Origin of the sequence: Lacinutrix venerupis (genome assembly GCF_001971745.1) — a bacterium.
In the GTDB taxonomy this organism is placed as follows: Bacteria; Bacteroidota; Bacteroidia; order Flavobacteriales; family Flavobacteriaceae; genus Lacinutrix; species Lacinutrix venerupis.
In genome coordinates, this window is sequence record NZ_CP019352.1 from 428,705 (window position 1) to 449,632 (window position 20,928).

The following is a 20,928-nucleotide window of genomic DNA, read 5'->3' on the forward strand; positions in this document are numbered from 1 at the left end:
ATGTTTTTTATATAGATTCCTGTCTTCGCAGGAATGATAATTATTTTAATGTTCTAACCAAGATTTGTAATAATCTTCGTCTGCTATTTTCATAGCTTCTTCTGTTACCATTAGTGGTTTAAAGGTGTCCACCATAACCGCAAGTTCTTCGGTTTTGGTTTTACCTATGCTTTTTTCGGTTGTTCCTGGATGCGGACCATGTGGTATTCCTGCTGGATGCAGTGAAATGTGACCTTGGTCTATATCGTTACGGCTCATAAAATCGCCATCTACGTAATACAACACTTCGTCACTGTCTATGTTACTATGGTTGTATGGTGCTGGTATGCTTTGTGGATGATAATCGTATAAACGTGGTACGAAGCTACATATTACAAAGGCATCTGTTTCGAATGTTTGATGTACTGGTGGCGGTTGATGCACGCGACCTGTAATAGGCTCGAAATCGTGTATTGAAAATGCGTATGGATAATTGTAGCCATCGTAACCTACAACATCGAATGGGTGTGACGCGTAAACCATATCGAAAATTTCGTCTTGTTTTTTAACTTTCATTAAAAAATCTCCAGATTCGTTATTGGTTTCTAGTTCGTATGGCCTGCGTAAATCGCGTTCGCAATATGGTGAATGTTCTAGCAGTTGCCCAAACCAATTTCTATAGCGTTTTGGCGTGTAAATTGGCCTGCGAGACTCCACTATAAATAGTCTGTTATCTTCTGTATCGAAGTCTATTTTATAAATTATACCTCGAGGTATAATTAAATAGTCTCCGTATTTAAAATCTAGATTACCAAGGTGTGTGCGTAGTTTTCCAGAGCCTTTGTGGATAAAAATCATCTCGTCTGCATCAGCATTTTTATAAAAATAATCTGTTGTAGATTGTTTTGGTGCAGATAGAATTATTGTACAATCGCTATTGGTTAAAACGGCTTTACGACTTTTTAAATAATCGTTTTCTGGTTTTACTTGAAACCCTCTAAATCGATACGATTGTATGTGATTTTTTTTAGCAATTTTTGGCGCAACACTGTATTGTCCTTTTATTTCTTTTACTTGTGTTGGTCTTTGTTCGTGATACGAATTTGTACTCATACCATCGAAACCTATGGTTCCAAAAAGTTGCTCGTAATATAAAGACCCATCTTTTTTTCTAAATTGTGTGTGTCTTTTATGTGGGATGTTTCCTAATTTATGATAGAATGGCATTTTTTAGTTTTTTTGTTAAAGATTAAAGTTGTGTTTTCAACTTATACTAAATGCGAAATAAGGAAAGTGTAAAATCACTCTGGATTTCTTTTTATAAGAAATTTTAAAAAGGTTAATATGTCCTGCCAGCGATACTTCATTTATAACAAATATCGTGATTTTTTTGGAGTTTAAAAAATATAAGCTCTAAAACCAAAAACCTAAATTAAAAAACCAATAACTTTCTTTTGTTTCTGGAGAGAAAGTGTATTTAGCTTCTATTGGGCCTAAAAATGTTTCTAATCCATAACCTAAAGCATAACCAGAATAATCTGGAAGCGAAAACCAATTAATATCTTCAGAACTAAATAAATCGTCCTCTATATTAGCATAGTTTGCAGCTGCTGTTATATGGTTTTTGTCAAAAATTTCATAATCTAAATTTATAGTTCCTTTAATAAAGCTACCGCCAGGTAGTGATAAGTAATCGTAACCATAAAACGATCTAAAACCATTAATAAAATTATTTGCATAACCACCAAGAACATAATCAAAATAGCTAGTGTTTTTGCCGTTAATTTTAGCTCCTGCTTCACTAGAAATAGTGGCACTTAATTTGGGAGATAAGGAATAGGCGTAACCTATTTTAGCATTGATTAATGAAAAAGGGCTGAAGCTATTGGTGTAGTCTGACGAAAATAAAAAATATTTAAAATCTGCATTAAAATACAAGCCTTCATTTGGGAAGTATTTGTTGTCGTATGAGTCAAAACGTAAATTTCCAAAAGCATTAAAATAGTCACTATTGTCAAATACAGTTTCTCTTTGGTTTATATCTGATCTTAACGTTTCAGATTTAATTTTTAAATGTTTAAGCTCTGCGCCAAGTGTTAGTTTTAAATCGTTTTGATATTGTGTTTGAACAAATATTTTATTTGTTAAATCTGTAATTTTAACGTTTAGTTTATTGAGTCTATTAAATGTTATATCTTCTTCAGCTAATATTGCTCCTGCCGCAACACCTTTTTCAAATTCGTTATAATTAGAACTTATACCAAAGCTCCAATAAAAACCTTTATCTATATAATAATTAAAGTTATATCTAACGTTATCGCCTACAATTAAATCTAACGATAATGCGTCGCTTTTAAATAATACTTGGTTTTTTGTTACGTTAGATAAAAATGCACTTTTATATAAACCATCGTAATGTAAACCAAACTTTAAAAACATGGTTTTATCTGTTTCATCGAGGTCTGCATGTAAATTATATCCAGAAATATTATTCTCTACAGATGGAACTAATTTATAAGTAAAACTATCGAAATTATTGGTGCTAACAAGATTGTTTGAACCGCTAATAAATTTATTGTAACTAATTTTTTCTTTAGATTTTAATTTTAATTTACCAACCACATAAGATTTTGTGTAGTTTTCTAAGCCATTAATAACGATGTGGTTTATATAAATGCTATCAGATTTTTTAGGTTTAAAAAAACTGTCTCTTTTTTTTAATTGTTTTTTTGCAAGTTCCTTTAATTCATTAGCTTTTAGTTTTGCTGCAATTTCTCCATTTTCAATAATTTGTGGACCATCATCAAAAGAAACTACAGTAAATTTTGTTATGTCTGGTTTAATGTAGATGTCTGTTTTTGGCGCTTTAATTTTCATATCATTTATGGTACGAAAATTATTTATCTGAAATAAAATAGCAGGAGCGGAAGATAAATCGGCTCTATTGGCAAGACCATCTTGTACGTCTACACCTATAATAATGTTGGCTCCTTTAGCTCTTAACTCATCTATTGGATAGTTATTTGTTACACCTCCATCTATTAATAGTTGTTCGCCTATTTTTACAGGTTGAAAAAGTGACGGAAATGCTCCGCTGGCTTTTACAGATTGTGCTAAATTTCCTTTTTCTAACATTACAGGTTGTCCAGTTTCAATATCTGTAGCGATACAAAAGAAGGGAATTGGGAGTTTGCTAAAATCTGTAACATTATTAACATGTAAAGTTAATTTAGATAATAGGTTAAATGTATTTTGGCCGCGAGATAAAGCAGAAGGCAATTGTGCTTTAAAATTATCAAAAGGTAATATAACAGCATATTTTTCTTGATTTTCGCGTTCGTAAAAAGTTTTTGCTGCTCTTGGTACTTCGTCGTTTAATATTTTATCGAAATCTACACTTCTAAATATGGAATCTAATTGGTTTCCAGAATATCCAGAAGCATAAAGCGCACCTACAATTGCTCCCATACTTGTTCCTGCAATGTAATCTACTCTTAGGCCAAGACTGTCTATTACTTTTAAGGCACCAATGTGTGCCAAACCTTTTGCACCACCACCACTTAAAACTAATCCTACTTTAGGTTCTTTTTCAGTTTTTTCTTGAGCAAATAGGTTAGTATTTGCAATTGTTAATAGTAAAATAGCGATGATAAATGTTTTCATTTATTCTTTTTCGGTTTTATGGTAGTAACTGTAAATTTTTTCTGCTCTTGAGACTCCAATGACATCCTCAAGTTCGTCTAGTTTAGCATTAGCAATTCGTTTTGCAGATTTAAACTTCTTTAATAAATCTACAATAGTTTTTTCTCCAATCCCAGGAATTGTTTCCATTTCAGTATTTAGCGCTTGTTTACTTCTTTTATTTCTATGGTGTTCTATGCCAAAACGGTGTGCTTCATTTCTAAGTTGTTGAATAATTTTTAATGTTTCACTTTTTTTATCTAAATATAAGGGAATTGGATCATTTGGATAAAATAATTCTTCTAAACGTTTGGCAATTCCTATAATGGCAATTGTACCACGTAAGTTTAAAGCATCTAAACTTTTTAATGCAGAAGATAGTTGTCCTTTTCCACCATCTATAATTATTAATTGTGGTAATGGTTCGTTTTCATCTAATAATCGTTTGTAGCGTCTGTAAACTACCTCTTCCATAGAAGCAAAATCATCTGGACCAACAACCGTTTTTATATTAAAATGCCTATAATCTTTTTTACTTGGTTTTCCATTTTTAAAAACAACACAAGCAGCTACAGGATTTGTACCTTGTATGTTTGAGTTATCAAAACATTCTATATGTCTAGGTTCTTCACTTAAACGTAAATCTTTTTGCATCTGTGCCATTATTCTTTTAACATGGCGATCTGGATCTGTTATTTTAACTTGTTTAAAACGTTCCATTCTATAATATTTAGCGTTACGAATAGAGAGGTCTAAAATTTTACGTTTATCGCCAAGTTGTGGTAAAGATACCTTAATATTTTCTCCAACATTTACTTTAAAAGGAACATAAATTTCTTTTGAGTTCGAATTAAAACGAGCCCGAAGTTCTACTATTGAAAGTTCTAGTAATTCTTTATCAGACTCATCTAGTTTCTTTTTAATTTCTAATGTGTGAGACCTTATAATAGAACCATAGGAGATTTGAAGAAAATTTATATAACCATAACTCTCGTCGCTTACAATAGAAAACACATCTACATTACTAATTTTAGGATTTATTATGGTAGATTTTGCTTGATAGTTTTCTAAAACTTCGATTTTTTCTTTAATTTTTTGAGCTTCTTCAAAATGCATATTCTCTGCAAAAATTAGCATTTGCTCTTTAAATTGGTCTAAAGAATCTTTAAAATTTCCTTTTAAAATTTCTCGAATTGCAGTAATGTTTTCTTGGTAACTTGCTTCTGTTTCAAGAGCTTCGCATGGACCTTTGCAATTTCCTAAGTGGTATTCTAGGCACACTTTAAATTTTCCAGATGCTATGTTGTCTTGAGATAGTTTATAGTTGCACGTTCTAAGTTTGTATAAACCTTTAATTAAATCCAGTAAAGTTTTTACTGTTTTCATACTTGTGTAAGGTCCAAAATACTCGCTACCGTCTTTTATAACGCGTCTAGTTGGAAAAATTCTTGGAAATCGTTCTTTTTTAATACAAATCCAAGGATAAGATTTGTCGTCTTTTAATAAAACGTTGTATCTTGGTTTGTGTTTTTTAATTAGATTGTTTTCTAGTAAAAGTGCATCATTTTCTGTTTCAACAACAATATGTTTAATGTTTGCAATTTTTCTAACTAACACTCTAGTTTTACCACTGTCATGTGTTTTGGTAAAATATGAAGAAACACGTTTTTTTAAATTTTTTGCTTTACCAACGTAGATAATAGTACCTTCAGCATCAAAATATTGATAAACTCCCGGAGCATTTGGAAGTGTTTTTAATTGAATATCTAACGAAGGATTTGCCATATCCCAAAGGTAATTATTTATAAGTTGTATTAAAAAACAACGCTTAATTTTATCATTTAAAATTTATATTTTTTTAAAAAACTAATTCAGTACATTGCGCCACTTTTTAAAGAAAAAAATGAATAAAAAAATTATAGGAAGAACAGATAAAATCGATTTTCCAAAACTTAATTTATTTGAAATTGATGCTAAAATAGATACAGGAGCTTATACTTCTGCAATCCATTGTTCTAAAATAGTAGAAGAAAACAACACTTTGCGTTGTACTTTTTACAGTAAAGGGCATCCAAATTTTAATGGAAAAGAAGTTGTTTTTGAAAATTATACCTTTACAGATGTAAAAAGCAGTAATGGTTTTGTAGAAAATAGGTATAAAGTTAAAACAGATGTTGTTTTTTTTGGTAAAACATATAAAATAAACCTAACGCTAAGCACAAGAGCAGAAATGAAGTTTCCTGTTTTAATTGGAAGACAATTTTTAAAAAATAAATTTATGGTAGATGTAGATGTATTTAATCTATCTTTTAACACTAAGTAAAATAAAAGAATGAACATAGTTATATTATCTAGAAATGCATATCTATATTCTACAGAAAGAATAGTAGAAGAAGGTGAAAAAAGAGGTCATAAAGTAGAGGTTATAGATCCTTTAAAATGTGATATTATTATTGAAAAAGAAAAACCTTCAATTTACTATAAAGATCGTTATTTAGATTACGTAGATGCTGTTATTCCAAGAATTGGAGCATCCGTTACATTTTATGGTTGTGCTGTAGTAAGACAATTTGAAATGATGAATGTGTTTACAACTGTAACTAGTGATGCTATTTTACGTTCTCGAGATAAATTAAAAAGTCTGCAACGTCTTAGTAAAGCAGGTATTGGAATGCCAAAAACAGTATTTACAAACTATTCTCGTGATGCTAGAGAAGTTATCGAGCATGTAGGTGGAGCACCTGTAATTATTAAATTATTAGAAGGAACTCAAGGTTTAGGAGTTGTTTTGGCTGAAACTAAAAGTGCAGCAGAATCTGTTCTTGAAGCATTTAATGGGTTACAAGCAAGAGTTATAGTGCAAGAATTTATAAAAGAAGCAAAAGGAGCAGACCTACGTGCGCTTATTGTAGATGGGCAAGTGGTTGGAGCAATGAAGCGCCAAGGAAAAGAAGGAGAGTTTAGGTCTAATTTGCATAGAGGTGGTAGTGCTAACATTATAAAACTTAGTCACGACGAATTAAAAGTAGCAATAAATGCTGCTAAAGCATTAAAACTACCAGTTTGTGGTGTAGATATGTTGCAGTCTGCTCGTGGACCATTGTTGCTTGAGGTGAACTCAACTCCAGGATTAGAAGGTATAGAATCTGCAACAGGAAGAAATATTGCAAAAAATATTATTGCATTTATTGAAAAAAGTGTTTAAATAAATGATTAATAAAACAAACGACATTTTAGAAATATTAGGTGAAAAAATTGGATTAGGAGAAAGTAAAGAAGTTGCTTTTAATCTAGCAAAACTTCATACTAGAACTCCTGTAGATGTTCCTATTATAATTGAACGTTCTAAAAAACCTGGACCTGTTATTTTATTTACAGCAGGTATTCATGGTGATGAAATTAATGGCGTAGAAATAGTAAGGCAAATTATTGCAAAAGGTATAAATAAACCTAGAATAGGAACTACAATTTGTATTCCAGTTCTTAATATTTTTGGCTTTATTAATATGGAGCGTGAATTTCCAGATGGACGCGATTTAAATCGTGTCTTTCCAGGAAGTAAGTCTGGATCTTTAGCAAGTAGAGTAGCATATTCTTTAGTTTCTGAAATTGTACCGCACGCAGATTTTATTATGGATTTTCATACCGGTGGAGCAATGAGGTTTAATGCGCCTCAAATAAGAATAGCTGAGGGAAATAAAGATATTGATATAGCCGCAGAAATATTTGGAGCACCGTTTGTTTTATATTCTAAAAATTTAAATAAATCTTTTAGAAATACCTGTAAACGTTTAAAAAAGCCAATTTTACTTTTTGAAGGAGGAAAGTCTTTTCATATAGATAATACAGTAACAAACACTGGAGTTAATGGCGCTAAACGTATTATGAGTCATTATGGAATGCTTCATAAAAAGTTTAAAGTTTCAACACCTAAAAAAGATTGTGTTTTTATTAAAGAAAGCCGTTGGATACGTGCTAGTTATTCGGGTATGTTTAAAGCTTCAATAGCTATTGGAGCTAAAGTAAAAAAAGGAGATGTTATTGGAAATATTACAGATCCTTATGGTAAGTTTAATCATTTTGTAAAAACCTCTAACGGAGGTTACATTATTAATGTAAACGAATCTCCAATTGTTTATCAAGGAGATGCACTTTTTCATATTTCAACAAAATTAGTATAAAACTAAACATGGTTTCTAAACAAGAACTTAGAAAAAAATATAAAGCCATTAGAAGTAAGTTATCTCAAGAAACTATTGATGATTTAAGTATTGAGATTGCAAATAAACTTTTAACTTTAAATATTTGGGATCATGAATTCTACCATGTTTTTCTAACTATAGAAAGTTTAAAAGAAGTTAATACAGATTTTATTCTTAATATTCTATCTGGTAAAGATAAGAATATTGTTATCTCAAAAAGTGATTTTAAAACAAGAACACTTAAAAACTTCTTGCTTACAGACGCTACTAAAATAAAAATAAATAATTATAACATACCAGAACCAGTTAACGGAATAGAGATTAATAATTCTAAAATTGACGTGGTGTTTTTACCTCTTTTGGCTTTTGATAAAAAAGGGAATCGTATTGGTTATGGTAAAGGTTTTTATGATAATTTTTTAGCAAGTTGTAAACCAGAAACTATTAAAATAGGTTTGTCTTTTTTTAATGTAGAAGAAGAAGATTTTCCTGTTTTAGATTCGGATATTGCTATTGATTATTGTGTAACACCAGAAAAAATATATACATTTAAATTATAATATTTTTTTAGGAAACGCCTTGTTATTGAAAAATAATAAGATACCAAAACCAATTGCAATAGCAACATCTGCTATATTAAATACAGGCTCAAAAAATATAAAATTTTCTCCTCCCAAATATGGTATCCATTCAGGTAAATTACCTTGCCACATTGGGAAATATAGCATATCTACTACATTGCCAAATAGAGCTTTGTCGTAACCTCCATCTATTGGTAAAAAAGTAGCTACCTGTCCAAAGCTATCATTAAAAATTACACCATAAAAAACAGAGTCTATAATATTTCCTAAAGCTCCAGAAAAAATAAATATTAGAGCAAAAATTAAGGTTTTAGAGTGCTTCTTTTTAATGGCGTTAACTAACCAATAACCAATGCCTAAAATGGCAAAGATTCTAAAAGTAGTTAAACATAATTTTGCAGTTCTATCTCCAATAAAAGGTAAAATGTCGCTTAATTTGGTTCCCCAAGCCATACCATCATTTTCAACAAAATATATTTTAAACCAGCTAAAAACTGTTTCAGATTCGTGTAACTGAAAATGTGTTTTTATGTATATTTTACTAATCTGGTCGATGAGTAAAATTATAATAATTAAAATGGAAGCTTTTTTCAAAGGTGTTTATATGATTTAAAGCTAAAATAAGACTATTTTTTAGTTTTATAGATATTAATATTTCCATTAATAGTGTTAATTTGTACTTGGTTTTTTCCGGAAGTTATTTTGTTATAGTTAATACTTCCTGTTTTGCTTTTAGCTTTTACTGTTGCATTAGCAGTTTCTAAATTAATATCTCCATTAAAAGTGTTGATTATTGCATTTCCTAAAAAATTAAAAATATTCGCATTGCCTTGATGTAATTCTAAAAACAATGATTTGTAGCGCCCATATATTTTTGCAGAACCAATTTTGCTTTTAAAATATAGATTTAAATTCTCTGGAATTTCTAATAGAAGCTCAATTGAAGTTACTTTATGTACGCTTAATTTATCGTTATAATTTTTAACTAATGGTTTGTAAATACTTGATATTATTAAAGAGTCATTTTTTATTTCTTTTAAAATAATAGTATCTAATGCATCTTCTCCTTCTGTTCTAGAATTTATTTTTATAGTTTTATTTGTTGTTGTTTTAACATCAATTTTAAAAAAAGCATCACCTTCAATAGTAATATATTGTATTGCATTGTTTGTTATTGTTTTTTCTTCGGTCTTTTGTGCGTTTAACCAAAAAAATGTAAATATTAATATTATAGAGATGTAATTTTTCACGTTTAACTAATGTATAAAAAAACGCCAACATAAAGTTGGCGCTTGTATATAGGTTAATTGTAAATATTATTTTGTTTCCTTAATTAAATACATGTATACAGGAAAGTGGTCACTAAAGCCATCTGTAAATCCTCCATCAGCAAAACTTCTTAATGGGTAGCCTTTGTAACGTCCTTTTTTATTACTTAAATAGTTTTTATTATAAATACCAGCTTTGTAATATCTAAAAGAAGAATAGTCTGTTTCTATTAAAGGCTTTGTAACCATTATTTGATCAAATAAACTCCATGCATCTCTATAGGCAGTTGTTCCTAAACCTTGCTTTTTAAACATATTAATGTATGGGTTGTAGATACCTTTAATTTTTACATTTTTTTTCTTTGCTTGAGCTTTAAGTATTCCTTTTACACTTTCATTTGTAGGATCATCGTTTAAATCTCCCATTGTAATTATTTTAGCGTAAGGATCTATTGCTTGTAAAGAGTCTATAATGTGTTTGTTTAATTTTGCAGCAGCAATACGCTTAGGGCGACTTCTTGCTTCACCTCCACTTCTAGATGGCCAGTGGTTTACTATAACATGTATAAGGTCTCCATCAAGTTTTCCAGAAACTAATAATTGATCTCTAGTGTAAACACGTTTTTTTGTGTTATCATCGTATATTTTTAACGTATGAGAGCTTTTAGATACTGGCTGGAATAATTCTTTTTGGTACATTAAACCCACATCAATTCCACGTCTATCTGGAGATTCAAAATGTACAATACCGTAGTCTTTGGCTAATAATAATGGATCATTAGCAACATCTTCAACTACATTAACGTTTTCAACCTCACAAATTCCAATAATGGCAGGAGCATTTCCTGTTGTTTCTGCTCCAATATCAGAAATAACGCGAGCCATGTTATGTACTTTCTTTTTGTAAATTTCTTCACGATTTGCTTTAATTTCCATCATAGGACTTGCTTCATCGTTTTTTTCAGGATCATTTACGGTATCAAACAAGTTCTCAAGATTATAAAAAGCCACAGTGTGAATTTTATACTTCTTTTCTTCTTGAGCATTAACGCTTATAAAAGCAGTAATAAGCGCGATTGTAAGCCATAGATTTAAATTCTTCATTAGTTATAATGTTATGTTTATGTTATGCGTACGTTCAAATTTCCTGCCAAAGGTAAATGTTTCTAATAAATAATGTAACTTTGCACGCCTTAAATAACTATTATTTAATGTGTAAATTATTTTTAACTATCTATTTCTAACATGAAAAAAATTATTTTTATTTTTTTATTCGGAATGTTTTCTGTCCTAACAGCTTTCGCTCAAGACACTATTGTAAAAGGTAGCGTTAAGGACGCTGTTACAGATGAACCACTTCCAGATGTAACAATTACTGTTGAGGAAACAGGACAAGCTGAAAAGACAGATGGTCTTGGTCAGTTTCAATTTAGCCAGCCAATTCCTTTTGGAGAGCAAATGCTAAAAATTACTAAACCAGGATTTCTGCCAAAAAGATATCCTATTATTGTAAATGAAGGTCAAACTGTTGATATTCAAGACATGACTCTTGAGGTAGACAAAGGCAGTCAAGTAGATTTATTTACAATTACACTTTCTGATGATGAATTAAATGATGATACAAGCGGTTCTGATAATATTTCAGGATTATTATCATCTTCTTTAGACATTTTTCAACGTACAGCGGCTTTCGAATTTAGCTCATCTTTCTTTAGAGTAAGAGGATTAGATTCAGATAATGGTACTGTTTTAATTAACGGTATTAAAATGAATAAATTTGATACTGGAAGACCACAATGGAGTAATTGGGGAGGACTAAACGATGTTGTAAGAAACCAAGAGTTTTCTCAAGGTCTATCGCCTTCAGCATATACATTTGGTGGTGTTTTAGGAGCTACAAATATAAACACTAAAGCATCTTCTTATAGAGAAGGTGGACGTGTAACATACTCATCTTCTAACAGAAGTTATACAAACCGTTTAATGGCTAGCTACTCTTCTGGTTTAATGGAAGATGGATGGGCATATACAATTATGCTTGGACGCCGTTGGGGAGACGAAGGTTACCAAGATGCTTCACTTTACGACTCTAACTCGTTTTTTGCATCTGTAGAGAAAGTAATTAACGATAAGCATAGTATAAACTTTACTTCAATTTATGCACCTAATAGAAGAGGAAAATCTTCAGCAAATACACAAGAAGTTTACGATTTAAAAGGTATTAAGTATAACGAATATTGGGGATACCTAGACGGAGAGAAAAAGAACTCACGTATTAAAGAGGTAGAAGAGCCAATTATAATGTTAAATCATACTTGGGATATGTCATCTAAAACAGCATTAAATACAAACATTGGATACCAATTTGGAAAAGTTGGTAACAGCCGTTTAGATTATGCTGGTGGTGCAAATCCAAGTCCAGCTTATTACCAAGATTTACCAAGTGATTATTTAGAAGACGGAGATTTAGCTGGAGCTTATTTAGCAGAACAAGAGTTTTTAAATGATGGACAAATTGATTGGGAAAGAATTATTGATGCCAATTTAACAAACAATATATCTGGAACAAATGCAGCATACACTTTGTATGAAGATAGAAATGACGATAAGCAATTAACAGTTAACACTATTTTTAATACAGAATTAAATGAAAACATCTTATTTCATGCTGGTGCAAACTATAGAAAATTAGATTCTGAAAATTTCGCAGAAATAATTGATTTATTAGGAAGTACAACAGGAGTTTCTAATGTAGATAACTTTAGCCAGAATAACTTTGATGAAAACAATCCAGGTTATGTGGCTTACGAAGGAGATAAGTTTAGATACAACTATAATATTTATGTAAACGAATTATCTGGTTTTGCACAAGCACAGTTTAAATACAATAAAGTAGATTTTTACTTAGCTGGAAGTTTAACAAAAACAGATTACCAAAGAGAAGGTTTATTTGAAAACGGAAATAACGTTGGTAACTCTTTTGGAAAAGGAGATAAATTAGAATTTACTGGAGTTGGAGCAAAAGCAGGATTTACATATAAAATTACTGGTAAGCATTTATTAGATTTTAATGGAGGTTATATTACAAAAGCACCATCTATTAGAAACACTTATACAAACTCAAGAGAAAGCCACGATTATGTTGGTGTAAGATTTGGTGAAAAAGAAGAAGGAATCGATATTACTGAAGAAAAAGTAACATCTTTTGATGCAAGTTATATTTTTAGATCTCCTATAATAAAAGCAAAATTAACAGGTTTTTATACTAAAATAGAAGATGCTAACGAAATCTCATTTTTCTTTACTCAAGGAAGTAATACAGGATTTATTCAAGAAGTATTAACTGGAGTAGAAAAAAAGCATATTGGAGGAGAATTAGGTATAGAAGCACAAATAACACCAACTATTAAGTTAAAAGGTGCTGCTTCTGTAGGACAATATACTTACGATAACAACCCTAATTTATATATTAACTCAACATCAGAAGATTTTGTAGATACACAAAATGGAGAAGATGTTAACCTTGTAACAGATGTTACTACATCAAACTTAAAAGATTATAAAGTAGCTGGTGGACCACAAACAGCATACTCTGTAGGTTTTGAATATAGAGACCCAGATTACTGGTGGTTTGGAGCAACAGCAAACTTTTTTGATAATGCATATGTAGACATTAGTCCATTAGCAAGATCTAATGCATTTTATACAGATGCAGATGGATTACCGTATAACGATTATGATCCAGAAGTAGCAAAAGAGCTATTAAAACAAGAAAAATTTGATAACTATATGGTTGTTAATCTTGTAGGAGGAAAATCATGGAAAATTGGAGACAAATATATTGGGTTCTTTGCAAGTGTAGGAAACCTATTAGATAAGGAATATAAAACAGGTGGTTACGAGCAAGGTAGACGTGCAGATTATAGAGCATTAAGAGACGATGTTAATTTAGAGAAAAGAGTCTTTGGAGCTAAATATTGGTACGGTAGAGGTGCTAATTACTTTGTAAATGTGTATCTTAGATTTTAAAAAAAAAGAAAAATTAATAATTATTAACATTACGATTATGAAAACGAATAAATTAATAACATTAGCATTAAGTTTTATGGCTTTAATAGCTATAACTTCTTGTGTAGAAGACGATGATTACGCAGTACCAAATATTCTTGGAACTGAAGAAAATAAAGCCTTAGCTAATATGTTAGCAACTTCTACAGAGGTTGATTTTGAATATGCAAAAAACTTGTATAATTCAGATCCTAATAACGATGGAGATAATGATGATGCAATTCCTTTTGAAGTAGAAAATGATATTTATATAAAAGGATACATTAGTTCTTCTGATGCTACAGGAAACTTCTTTAAAGAATTTTACATTCAAAATAAAGCTGAAAATCCTACAAGCGCTTTTAAAGTAGCTATCGACCAAACAGATACTTACAACCAATTTAATAAAGGACGTGAAGTTTATATAAACTTAAAAGGACTTTATATTGGAGAAGAAAGAACAGGAAGTGGAGTTATTACTATTGGTGGTACTACAGAATTTGATAGTTTTGGTGGTACAGTAGATAGAGTAAATCAAAATCAAATTAAAACTAATATTTTACGTTCAGAAACAACAGTAGAGCTTACACCTTTAACAGTTGCTTTTGCTGATATTACAGATGCTATAGTAGGTGTTTTTGTACAGGTAGATAATGTAGAATTTGCAGACGATTTAAATGGTGAACGTTATTTTGATGCTGTTGAGGTTTTTGATACACAACGTACATTACAAGCTTGTGGAGGTTTTGACTACTCAGAAATTAGTTTAGAAACAAGTAGTTTTTCTACTTTTAAAGAAGAACTTTTACCAACAGGAAATGGTTCTTTAAGAGCAGTAGTAAGTAAAACTTTCGATGGTAGTACACATGTATTAGCATTAAACACTACTGACGATGTAATGTTAGATAATGCACGTTGTTCATTATTTAATATCGATGATTTTACAGTAACTTTTGAAGAAGATTTCGAGAATTTTGGAGGATTAACAAACGAAGGTTGGACAAATGTAAACATTAGTGGAACAAGTACAGATTGGTTTATTAGTGGTTTCGATAACAATGATTATGCTAGAATTTCTGCTTTCTCTTCAAACAATTCAGAGGCTAATGTGTGGTTAGTTACACCAGCAATTACTTTAGATGCAGATTCAGACGCTATATTAACTTTCGACCTTGAAATTGCATATTCAAACGGTATTATATTATCTGCATACATCTCAGAAGATTTTACAGGAGATCCAGAAACAGCAACATGGGAACCATTAAATGCTGCAATTCCTTATGGAGTAACTAATACATTTGGTGGTTTAGAGCCAATTAGTGCTATTGATATTTCTGCTTACAGTGGAGACGTACATATTGGTTTCTTTTATGAAGGTTCAGACCCAAGTGCAACAACTAGATACCATATTGATAACGTAAGAGTATTAAGTAATTAAAATATATTTTAAATTAATAAAAAAACCTGATAGAACATTCTATCAGGTTTTTTACTTTTATAGCATGACTATTTTCGATCAAATTTTTTACTTCGTATTTTCTAAGTATAAAAAACAATACAAACAAAAAGCAAATAATATAGCCTTATATTATACTTCTCTTTTACAAATAACAATAGCCTTTTTATTAGGCTGTTTTTTTGCAGCTTTTTTTAGTAACATGCATGTAGATGCAATGTCTAGTGATAAAGCTTGGATATTGTTTGTAATGTTATCCATAGGTATTCATTTTAAGAACTGGATAACTTATAATGGTAATACTAGAAAAGTAATGAATGCTAAATTCAATAAAAAAAAGTCCCCAAAATATAATTTTTCTTTACTTATAGCACTTCCTTTTATATGTATTGCTATGGGCTTACTATTACTACAATCCATATAAATTACCATCTTAGGTTTATTTAAAACATATATATTTATACTTATAAAAAATTAGTATATACTTAACAAATAATCGCATACCTTTGTGCTTTAAATGTTGTGTTACAATGGCAAAGTTTAACTATATAGTTATAACGCTTTTATTAGCTATATCTTCTTTCTTTTTTACAGAAAGTGATACTGCTATTGTAAAAAAAAATAGTACGCCAAAAAGTACAATACAATCAAGTTCTTTATTTAATAATCAAGGTGTAATTGAAAACTCTCAAATAGATTTTTCAATTAATCTGTCTCAAGAAGAAAATATTACATTTTTTAAACTATTAGGTTTAATAAATGTAGTTTTTAAAGAGGAACAAGAAAATTATTTGTTTTATCAAAAAACAAGTAATCTTATTAACGTTGCTCTAACTACAAAAAAAATTATTTTTCCATTTCATTGGTTTACATAAAAGCATTAGTTACTTAAAAACTATTGCATCACTATACTTTTTAATGAGTTTAGTGTTGATTTACTATACATTAAATCTAAATAAACAATGAAATTATCACTTACAGTATTAGAGATACTAGTAGTATCTTGTGTTTTTGTACCTTTTTTTATATTTATCTATAAAGGACTCAATAGCACATCAAAAACAAAAAATAAAGCCGAAAAAATAACTAAAGCCAATGGCTTTAATTATAAATTAAAAGAAGTTTGGAATAATAAATATATTGGTTTAGCAGAAGAAAACAATATGTTAACTTATATTCAATTTAATAAAGAAGACGATAAGATATTTAATATAAATCTTTCTAAAGTTAAATCTTGCGCATTGATTTCAGACTATAAAAAAGGAAAAGATAAAGTAACAAGATTACAGTATTTAGAATTGAGAATAACATTTTTTTCTATGCAAGATGAAGATAAAGTCTTGTCATTTTTTAATAATCAAGAAGCCTTTATGGAAAATTACGAATTACAAAGAATTAAAAAGTGGCATAAGTTAATTAATAGTAATATTAATATGGATTTAAAAAAAGCATCTTAATATTTAAATAGTTACTAAAAAAAGCATCAATTTTATTATAAGGTTGATGCTTTTTTATTGTTAATCACCATTTACAGTATGGTGTTTTACTTAACTGTGAGTTATAATATTTAGTCTCTCCTGTAACTTCTTTACCTAACCAATTTGGTTTTGTGAAGCTTTCTTTTTCTGTTGATAATTCTACCTCTGCAACAATTAGGCCTGCATTATCTTCAAAAAACTCATCGACTTCAAAAATATGGTTGTCAACTTTTATTTCATAACGAATTTTATCAATTATACCTTTTTTGCAAAGTTTTAAGAGCGATTCAGCTTCATTTTTAGTAATTTCTTTTTCCCATTCAAAACGCGATAATCCATTTTTAGAAGACGCTCCTTTTACTGTTAGAAACCCAGTATTACCTTTTAGTCTAACACGAACAGTACGCTTTTTATTTGTGCTTAAAAAACCTTGAACAATTCTAGTTTGCTTAAAAGCATCACTTTTAAAAGCATTATTTTTTACTAAAAATTTGCGTTCTATTTCAATCATTTTAAAATTTATTATAGATTATTGCGTACTCAATAATTAGTAAATTTACAGCATGTTAAACAATTTACCAATAAGAAAAATTATTCATGTAGATATGGATGCATTTTATGCTTCTGTAGAGCAAATGGATAATCCAGAACTTATTGGTAAACCTTTAGCAGTTGGTGGAGGTGGAGATAGAGGTGTTGTAAGTGCAGCAAGTTACGAGGCACGTAAGTTTGGAGTACGCAGTGCTATTAGTGGTGTAAAAGCAAGACGTTTATGTCCCGATTTAATATTTGTTAAACCTCGTTTTGACCGTTACAAAGAAATTTCTCAAAAAATTAGAGCAATTTTTTTAGACTATACAGATTTGGTAGAGCCATTGTCTTTAGATGAAGCTTATTTAGATGTTACAGAAAACAAAAAAGGAAATCCTAGTGCATCGCTTATTGCTGAAGAGATAAGAACTCGTATTTTTAATGAGGTTGGTTTAACTGCATCTGCAGGAATTTCTGTAAATAAATTTGTTGCAAAAATTGCTAGCGATTACAACAAACCTAACGGACAAAAAACAGTAAATCCAGAAGAGGTTTTAGAGTTTTTAGAAGCGCTTGATATTAGAAAATTTTATGGTATTGGCAAGGTAACTGCAGAAAAAATGTACCAAAAAGGTATTTATACAGGACACGATTTAAAGTCTAAATCTTTAGAGTTTTTAGAGCAAAATTTCGGAAAATCTGGTAAATACTACTATTACATAGTTAGAGGGATACACAATAGCGAAGTAAAACCAAATAGAATAAGAAAGAGTCTAGCCGCAGAGCGTACTTTTAGTAAAAATTTATCGTCAGAAGTATTTATGCTCGAAAAACTAAAGCATATTTCCGAAGAGGTTTCTAAGCGATTAAACCGAAGTAAAGTGGCAGGAAAAACTGTAACTTTAAAAATTAAGTATAGCGATTTTACACTCCAAACACGAAGTAAAACATTGCCTTACTTTATAAGCGATAAAAGTGTAGTTTTAGAGACAGCTAAAGAACTCCTCTATCAAGAAAAGCTAAGTAATTCTGTACGTCTTTTAGGTATTTCTTTATCAAATTTAAATACCGAGAAAAAGACTAAAAAGGTGGAGCAGAAAAGCGTTAGTGTGCAGTTAAAAATCAACTTTTAAGTTAAGTAGCTTTATAAGGGCTGTCAGTTTTTTAGTTATATTTATTGCATGAAATCAACACTAAAATATGTAAAAAATGTACCTGTTTGGAAAACAATACTTGGTATAATAATAGCTGTTTTATGTTTGTATTTAGTGATTTTTGGTTCTATTAAATACATTGTTCCAATAGCATTTAGTGTTTTGCTTTTGCAAACCAATGGCACAGAAATTAACCTAGAAAATAAAACATACAGAAAAATCTACTCTATTTTAGGTTTAAACTTTGGAAAGTGGCAACCTTTACCAGAAGTAGAATATGTTTCTATATTTGCTACAACCGAAAGTACTACAGTGTGGGCAAGCTCGGCAACAATGAATGTTAAAGATGCTGTTTACATAATTAATATTTTTTATAACACCAATAAAAAAATTGAGGTTTGTAATCTTTATTCTAAAGACCGTGCGTTTAAAACCGGTGCTCATGTTGCTTTTGCTTTAAATGCACATTTACTAGACGCTACAGAAAATAAAAATTTTAAATGGATGGATAGAGATCATTATATCTCTACTGGAGAAATAGTTTACGTAGATTAGCAAAAACAAATTACTATGAGCGATACTTTTAAAACTATAGCAAGATTCCAGTATTCTACCGAAGCTCAAATTATTAAAGGCCGTCTGGAAGCAGAAGGAGTTCAAGTATTTTTAAGCGACAATTTTACTATAGAAACAGATCCTTTGGTAAGTAATGCAATTGGAGGAATAAAAATGAAAGTACTTAGTAAAGATGCAATGAAGGCACAGCATATTTTAAATTCTATCCATAAATATTCTATAGATGATAATGGTAATGCAATACATTGTCCTAACTGTAATAGCGAAAAAATAGACTTATTTTCTACTATTAAAGACTTTAAATCCTTTTTCGGTTTTATTTTTGGAGTGTTATTTGGAACTTTACCAATAACTGCGAAGCACAAATATAAATGCGAAATTTGTAAAACAGAATTTGAAATACAATAGTTTTTTAAAAATCGTCAAAAGATTCTTCAGTTTCACTATTTGTATTATCGTTTAAGTAAATAATTTCATTTTCACCATCTACTTTAACGTAAAGCGAATTGTAAGTCCATTCATCATTTATTTTTTCGGCAGACACAAAAATAATAGCTTCATCTTTTGGGCCTTTAATAGGAATATTTAAAGTAGCGGTACTAGAACCGTTTTTAGATTTGTAGCTTGTGTTACCAAAACCATTACTTGTTATTGGTTCGCCTAAAAAATCTATAACTTTTTCATTTTCGGATGCTTTAGAAAGCGCATATATATAAGGTTCTGATCCAGAAATAGAATCGGAAACTTTATAAAATAAACCAACACCTACTAAAATAACTATAACAATTAAAGATAAACAACCACCGCCAAGTAGCCATCCCCAATTTCTGCTAAACCAACTTTTTTGTTTTACGTTTTCCATATTTACTATTCTAATTAATTATTATAAATATAATTATTAATATAAGTATCTAATTTAAATAATACATTACACTTAAACATATTAAGTAAAAGCTTTTTTTGAGTTAAAATATTATATTTACAGTAAATCAGTCAATTTTATGAAACCATTTCTTAAGTTATTTTGTTGTTCTCTTTTTTTAATTTCAGTAGGCAGTTGTGCACAACAAGATGCCGATATATTCAATAAATTTGAGTCTAAATTCTACGAAATAGATGGTTATAAAATTAATGTAGAAAAAAAAGGTTCTGGCGATCCTATATTCTTTTTACCAGGTGGACCAGGAAATTCTCATGATTACATGCAAGGAAATTTTGGGCAGTATTATAAAACCAATACTGTTGTATTTTTCGATTGGTTAGGACGTGGAAAAAGTGATGATGCTAAAGATCCAAAAGAATATAGTGTAGAGCATGATGTGGAATTAATTGAAAAACTACGCATTCTTTTAAAATTTAATAAAATTTCGCTGGTTGGTCATTCGTATGGAACTGTACCAGCACAAGCTTATGCTATAAAATATATGGATAATGTAGATAAAATGGTGTTAATTAATGGTTTTCATAGCGGAGCCATGTGGCAAGCTAATTGCGATAGTTACAACCATTATGCTAAAACACATTTTCCAGAAAAATGGAAAAGAGTAGATTCTTTACGTGCATTAGGCTACGTGTCTAGCGACAAAGAATTGGCAGATGTTTATGCTAGTTTTCCAACAAAATATATTTATTACCACAATACTAAATTAAAGCAAAATTCGCCTAAAGAAAAGTATAGAGGTTGGGCAAACGATGTCTATGTTTCTATAATAGGTAAAGATGGAGATTTTGATGTTTCTGGTAGCATGATAAATCAAGACTACAGAAAAGATTTAAAAAATATAAAAGCAAAGACACTTATTATCGCAGGACGTTATGACGGTGTTTCTACACCAGAATTTGCAGTACAATATAAAACATTTATGCCGCAAGCACAATTTGAAATGTTTGAGAATAGTGGGCATAACCCTTATCTTGAAGAGCCAGATAAATTTTATACTATTTTTAGTTCGTTTATAGAATAAAGAAAGAGAAC

General features: G+C 30.0%; 21 protein-coding genes. 13 read left to right on the forward strand and 8 right to left on the reverse strand.

All coding sequences use genetic code 11. The annotated features are described in order from the left end of the window. Positions 1–45: 45 nt before the first annotated feature. The 3 genes from BWR22_RS01840 to uvrC form a co-directional block, all read right to left on the reverse strand. Complete coding sequence (locus BWR22_RS01840) at positions 46–1,206, reverse strand: homogentisate 1,2-dioxygenase (protein ID WP_076731742.1); 1,161 nt, start codon at positions 1,204–1,206, stop codon at positions 46–48. A gap of 186 nt (positions 1,207–1,392) precedes the next feature. Continuing rightward, positions 1,393–3,642, reverse strand: a complete 2,250-nt coding sequence (locus BWR22_RS01845; RefSeq protein WP_076731743.1) for a patatin-like phospholipase family protein — start codon at positions 3,640–3,642, stop codon at positions 1,393–1,395. Beyond that, a complete protein-coding gene (gene uvrC / locus BWR22_RS01850; RefSeq protein WP_076731744.1) occupies positions 3,643–5,445 on the reverse strand; it encodes an excinuclease ABC subunit UvrC in 1,803 nt (600 codons plus the stop codon). Positions 5,446–5,563: 118 nt separating this feature from the next. Between uvrC and BWR22_RS01855 the strand changes: the two genes are divergently transcribed. The 4 genes from BWR22_RS01855 to BWR22_RS01870 are packed head-to-tail and all read left to right on the forward strand — an operon-like array spanning position 5,564 to position 8,422. Further along, complete coding sequence (locus tag BWR22_RS01855) at positions 5,564–5,983, forward strand: ATP-dependent zinc protease family protein (RefSeq protein ID WP_076731745.1); 420 nt, start codon at positions 5,564–5,566, stop codon at positions 5,981–5,983. Positions 5,984–5,992: 9 nt separating this feature from the next. Beyond that, positions 5,993–6,865, forward strand: coding sequence for a 30S ribosomal protein S6--L-glutamate ligase (gene rimK, locus BWR22_RS01860; RefSeq protein ID WP_076731746.1), 873 nt, complete (start codon positions 5,993–5,995; stop codon positions 6,863–6,865). A gap of 4 nt (positions 6,866–6,869) precedes the next feature. Then, entirely contained in the window at positions 6,870–7,841 is a 972-nt protein-coding gene (locus BWR22_RS01865; protein ID WP_076731747.1) for a succinylglutamate desuccinylase/aspartoacylase family protein, read from the forward strand. Positions 7,842–7,849: 8 nt separating this feature from the next. Next, positions 7,850–8,422 (forward strand): 5-formyltetrahydrofolate cyclo-ligase, encoded by a 573-nt coding sequence (locus BWR22_RS01870; protein ID WP_076731748.1) that lies wholly within the window; start codon positions 7,850–7,852, stop codon positions 8,420–8,422. On the opposite strand, the gene BWR22_RS01875 is transcribed toward BWR22_RS01870, so the two are convergent. The 3 genes from BWR22_RS01875 to BWR22_RS01885 form a co-directional block, all read right to left on the reverse strand. Continuing rightward, on the reverse strand, positions 8,417–9,037 hold the full coding sequence (locus tag BWR22_RS01875) for a lipoprotein signal peptidase (RefSeq protein ID WP_076731749.1): 621 nt from the start codon (positions 9,035–9,037) through the stop codon (positions 8,417–8,419). The genes BWR22_RS01870 and BWR22_RS01875 overlap by 6 nt on opposite strands. A gap of 32 nt (positions 9,038–9,069) precedes the next feature. Beyond that, on the reverse strand, positions 9,070–9,693 hold the full coding sequence (locus BWR22_RS01880; protein ID WP_083678175.1) for a hypothetical protein: 624 nt from the start codon (positions 9,691–9,693) through the stop codon (positions 9,070–9,072). Positions 9,694–9,759: 66 nt separating this feature from the next. After that, entirely contained in the window at positions 9,760–10,815 is a 1,056-nt protein-coding gene (locus BWR22_RS01885) for an endonuclease/exonuclease/phosphatase family protein (RefSeq protein WP_076731750.1), read from the reverse strand. A 141-nt stretch (positions 10,816–10,956) separates the two neighbouring features. Between BWR22_RS01885 and BWR22_RS01890 the strand changes: the two genes are divergently transcribed. From BWR22_RS01890 to BWR22_RS01910, 5 genes are all read left to right on the forward strand, one after another. After that, on the forward strand, positions 10,957–13,740 hold the full coding sequence (locus BWR22_RS01890; RefSeq protein ID WP_076731751.1) for a TonB-dependent receptor: 2,784 nt from the start codon (positions 10,957–10,959) through the stop codon (positions 13,738–13,740). Between the two features lie 37 nt (positions 13,741–13,777). Continuing rightward, positions 13,778–15,196, forward strand: a complete 1,419-nt coding sequence (locus BWR22_RS01895; RefSeq protein WP_076734340.1) for a DUF5689 domain-containing protein — start codon at positions 13,778–13,780, stop codon at positions 15,194–15,196. 64 nt (positions 15,197–15,260) lie between these two features. Beyond that, positions 15,261–15,638, forward strand: coding sequence for a hypothetical protein (locus tag BWR22_RS01900; RefSeq protein ID WP_076731752.1), 378 nt, complete (start codon positions 15,261–15,263; stop codon positions 15,636–15,638). A 106-nt stretch (positions 15,639–15,744) separates the two neighbouring features. Further along, a complete protein-coding gene (locus tag BWR22_RS01905; protein ID WP_076731753.1) occupies positions 15,745–16,089 on the forward strand; it encodes a hypothetical protein in 345 nt (114 codons plus the stop codon). Positions 16,090–16,176: 87 nt separating this feature from the next. Next, positions 16,177–16,671: a hypothetical protein gene (locus BWR22_RS01910; protein WP_076731754.1), complete on the forward strand. Its 495-nt coding sequence runs from the start codon at positions 16,177–16,179 to the stop codon at positions 16,669–16,671. A 64-nt stretch (positions 16,672–16,735) separates the two neighbouring features. On the opposite strand, the gene BWR22_RS01915 is transcribed toward BWR22_RS01910, so the two are convergent. Next, the gene (locus tag BWR22_RS01915; RefSeq protein WP_076731755.1) at positions 16,736–17,203 is read right to left on the reverse strand and encodes a CYTH domain-containing protein; all 468 of its coding nucleotides are present in this window, start codon (positions 17,201–17,203) and stop codon (positions 16,736–16,738) included. A 52-nt stretch (positions 17,204–17,255) separates the two neighbouring features. Between BWR22_RS01915 and dinB the strand changes: the two genes are divergently transcribed. Genes dinB through BWR22_RS01930 form a run of 3 tightly spaced genes read left to right on the forward strand, consistent with a single transcriptional unit; the run spans position 17,256 to position 19,361 of the window. Then, positions 17,256–18,356, forward strand: a complete 1,101-nt coding sequence (gene dinB / locus BWR22_RS01920; RefSeq protein WP_076731756.1) for a DNA polymerase IV — start codon at positions 17,256–17,258, stop codon at positions 18,354–18,356. A 48-nt stretch (positions 18,357–18,404) separates the two neighbouring features. After that, positions 18,405–18,932: a hypothetical protein gene (locus BWR22_RS01925; RefSeq protein ID WP_076731757.1), complete on the forward strand. Its 528-nt coding sequence runs from the start codon at positions 18,405–18,407 to the stop codon at positions 18,930–18,932. A 15-nt stretch (positions 18,933–18,947) separates the two neighbouring features. Next, positions 18,948–19,361, forward strand: a complete 414-nt coding sequence (locus BWR22_RS01930) for a putative signal transducing protein (protein WP_076731758.1) — start codon at positions 18,948–18,950, stop codon at positions 19,359–19,361. Positions 19,362–19,365: 4 nt separating this feature from the next. On the opposite strand, the gene BWR22_RS01935 is transcribed toward BWR22_RS01930, so the two are convergent. Then, positions 19,366–19,815, reverse strand: coding sequence for a cytochrome c oxidase assembly factor Coa1 family protein (locus tag BWR22_RS01935; protein WP_076731759.1), 450 nt, complete (start codon positions 19,813–19,815; stop codon positions 19,366–19,368). A gap of 139 nt (positions 19,816–19,954) precedes the next feature. On the opposite strand from BWR22_RS01935, the gene BWR22_RS01940 reads away from it, so the two are divergent. Further along, complete coding sequence (locus BWR22_RS01940; RefSeq protein ID WP_076731760.1) at positions 19,955–20,917, forward strand: alpha/beta fold hydrolase; 963 nt, start codon at positions 19,955–19,957, stop codon at positions 20,915–20,917. Positions 20,918–20,928 lie beyond the last annotated feature (11 nt).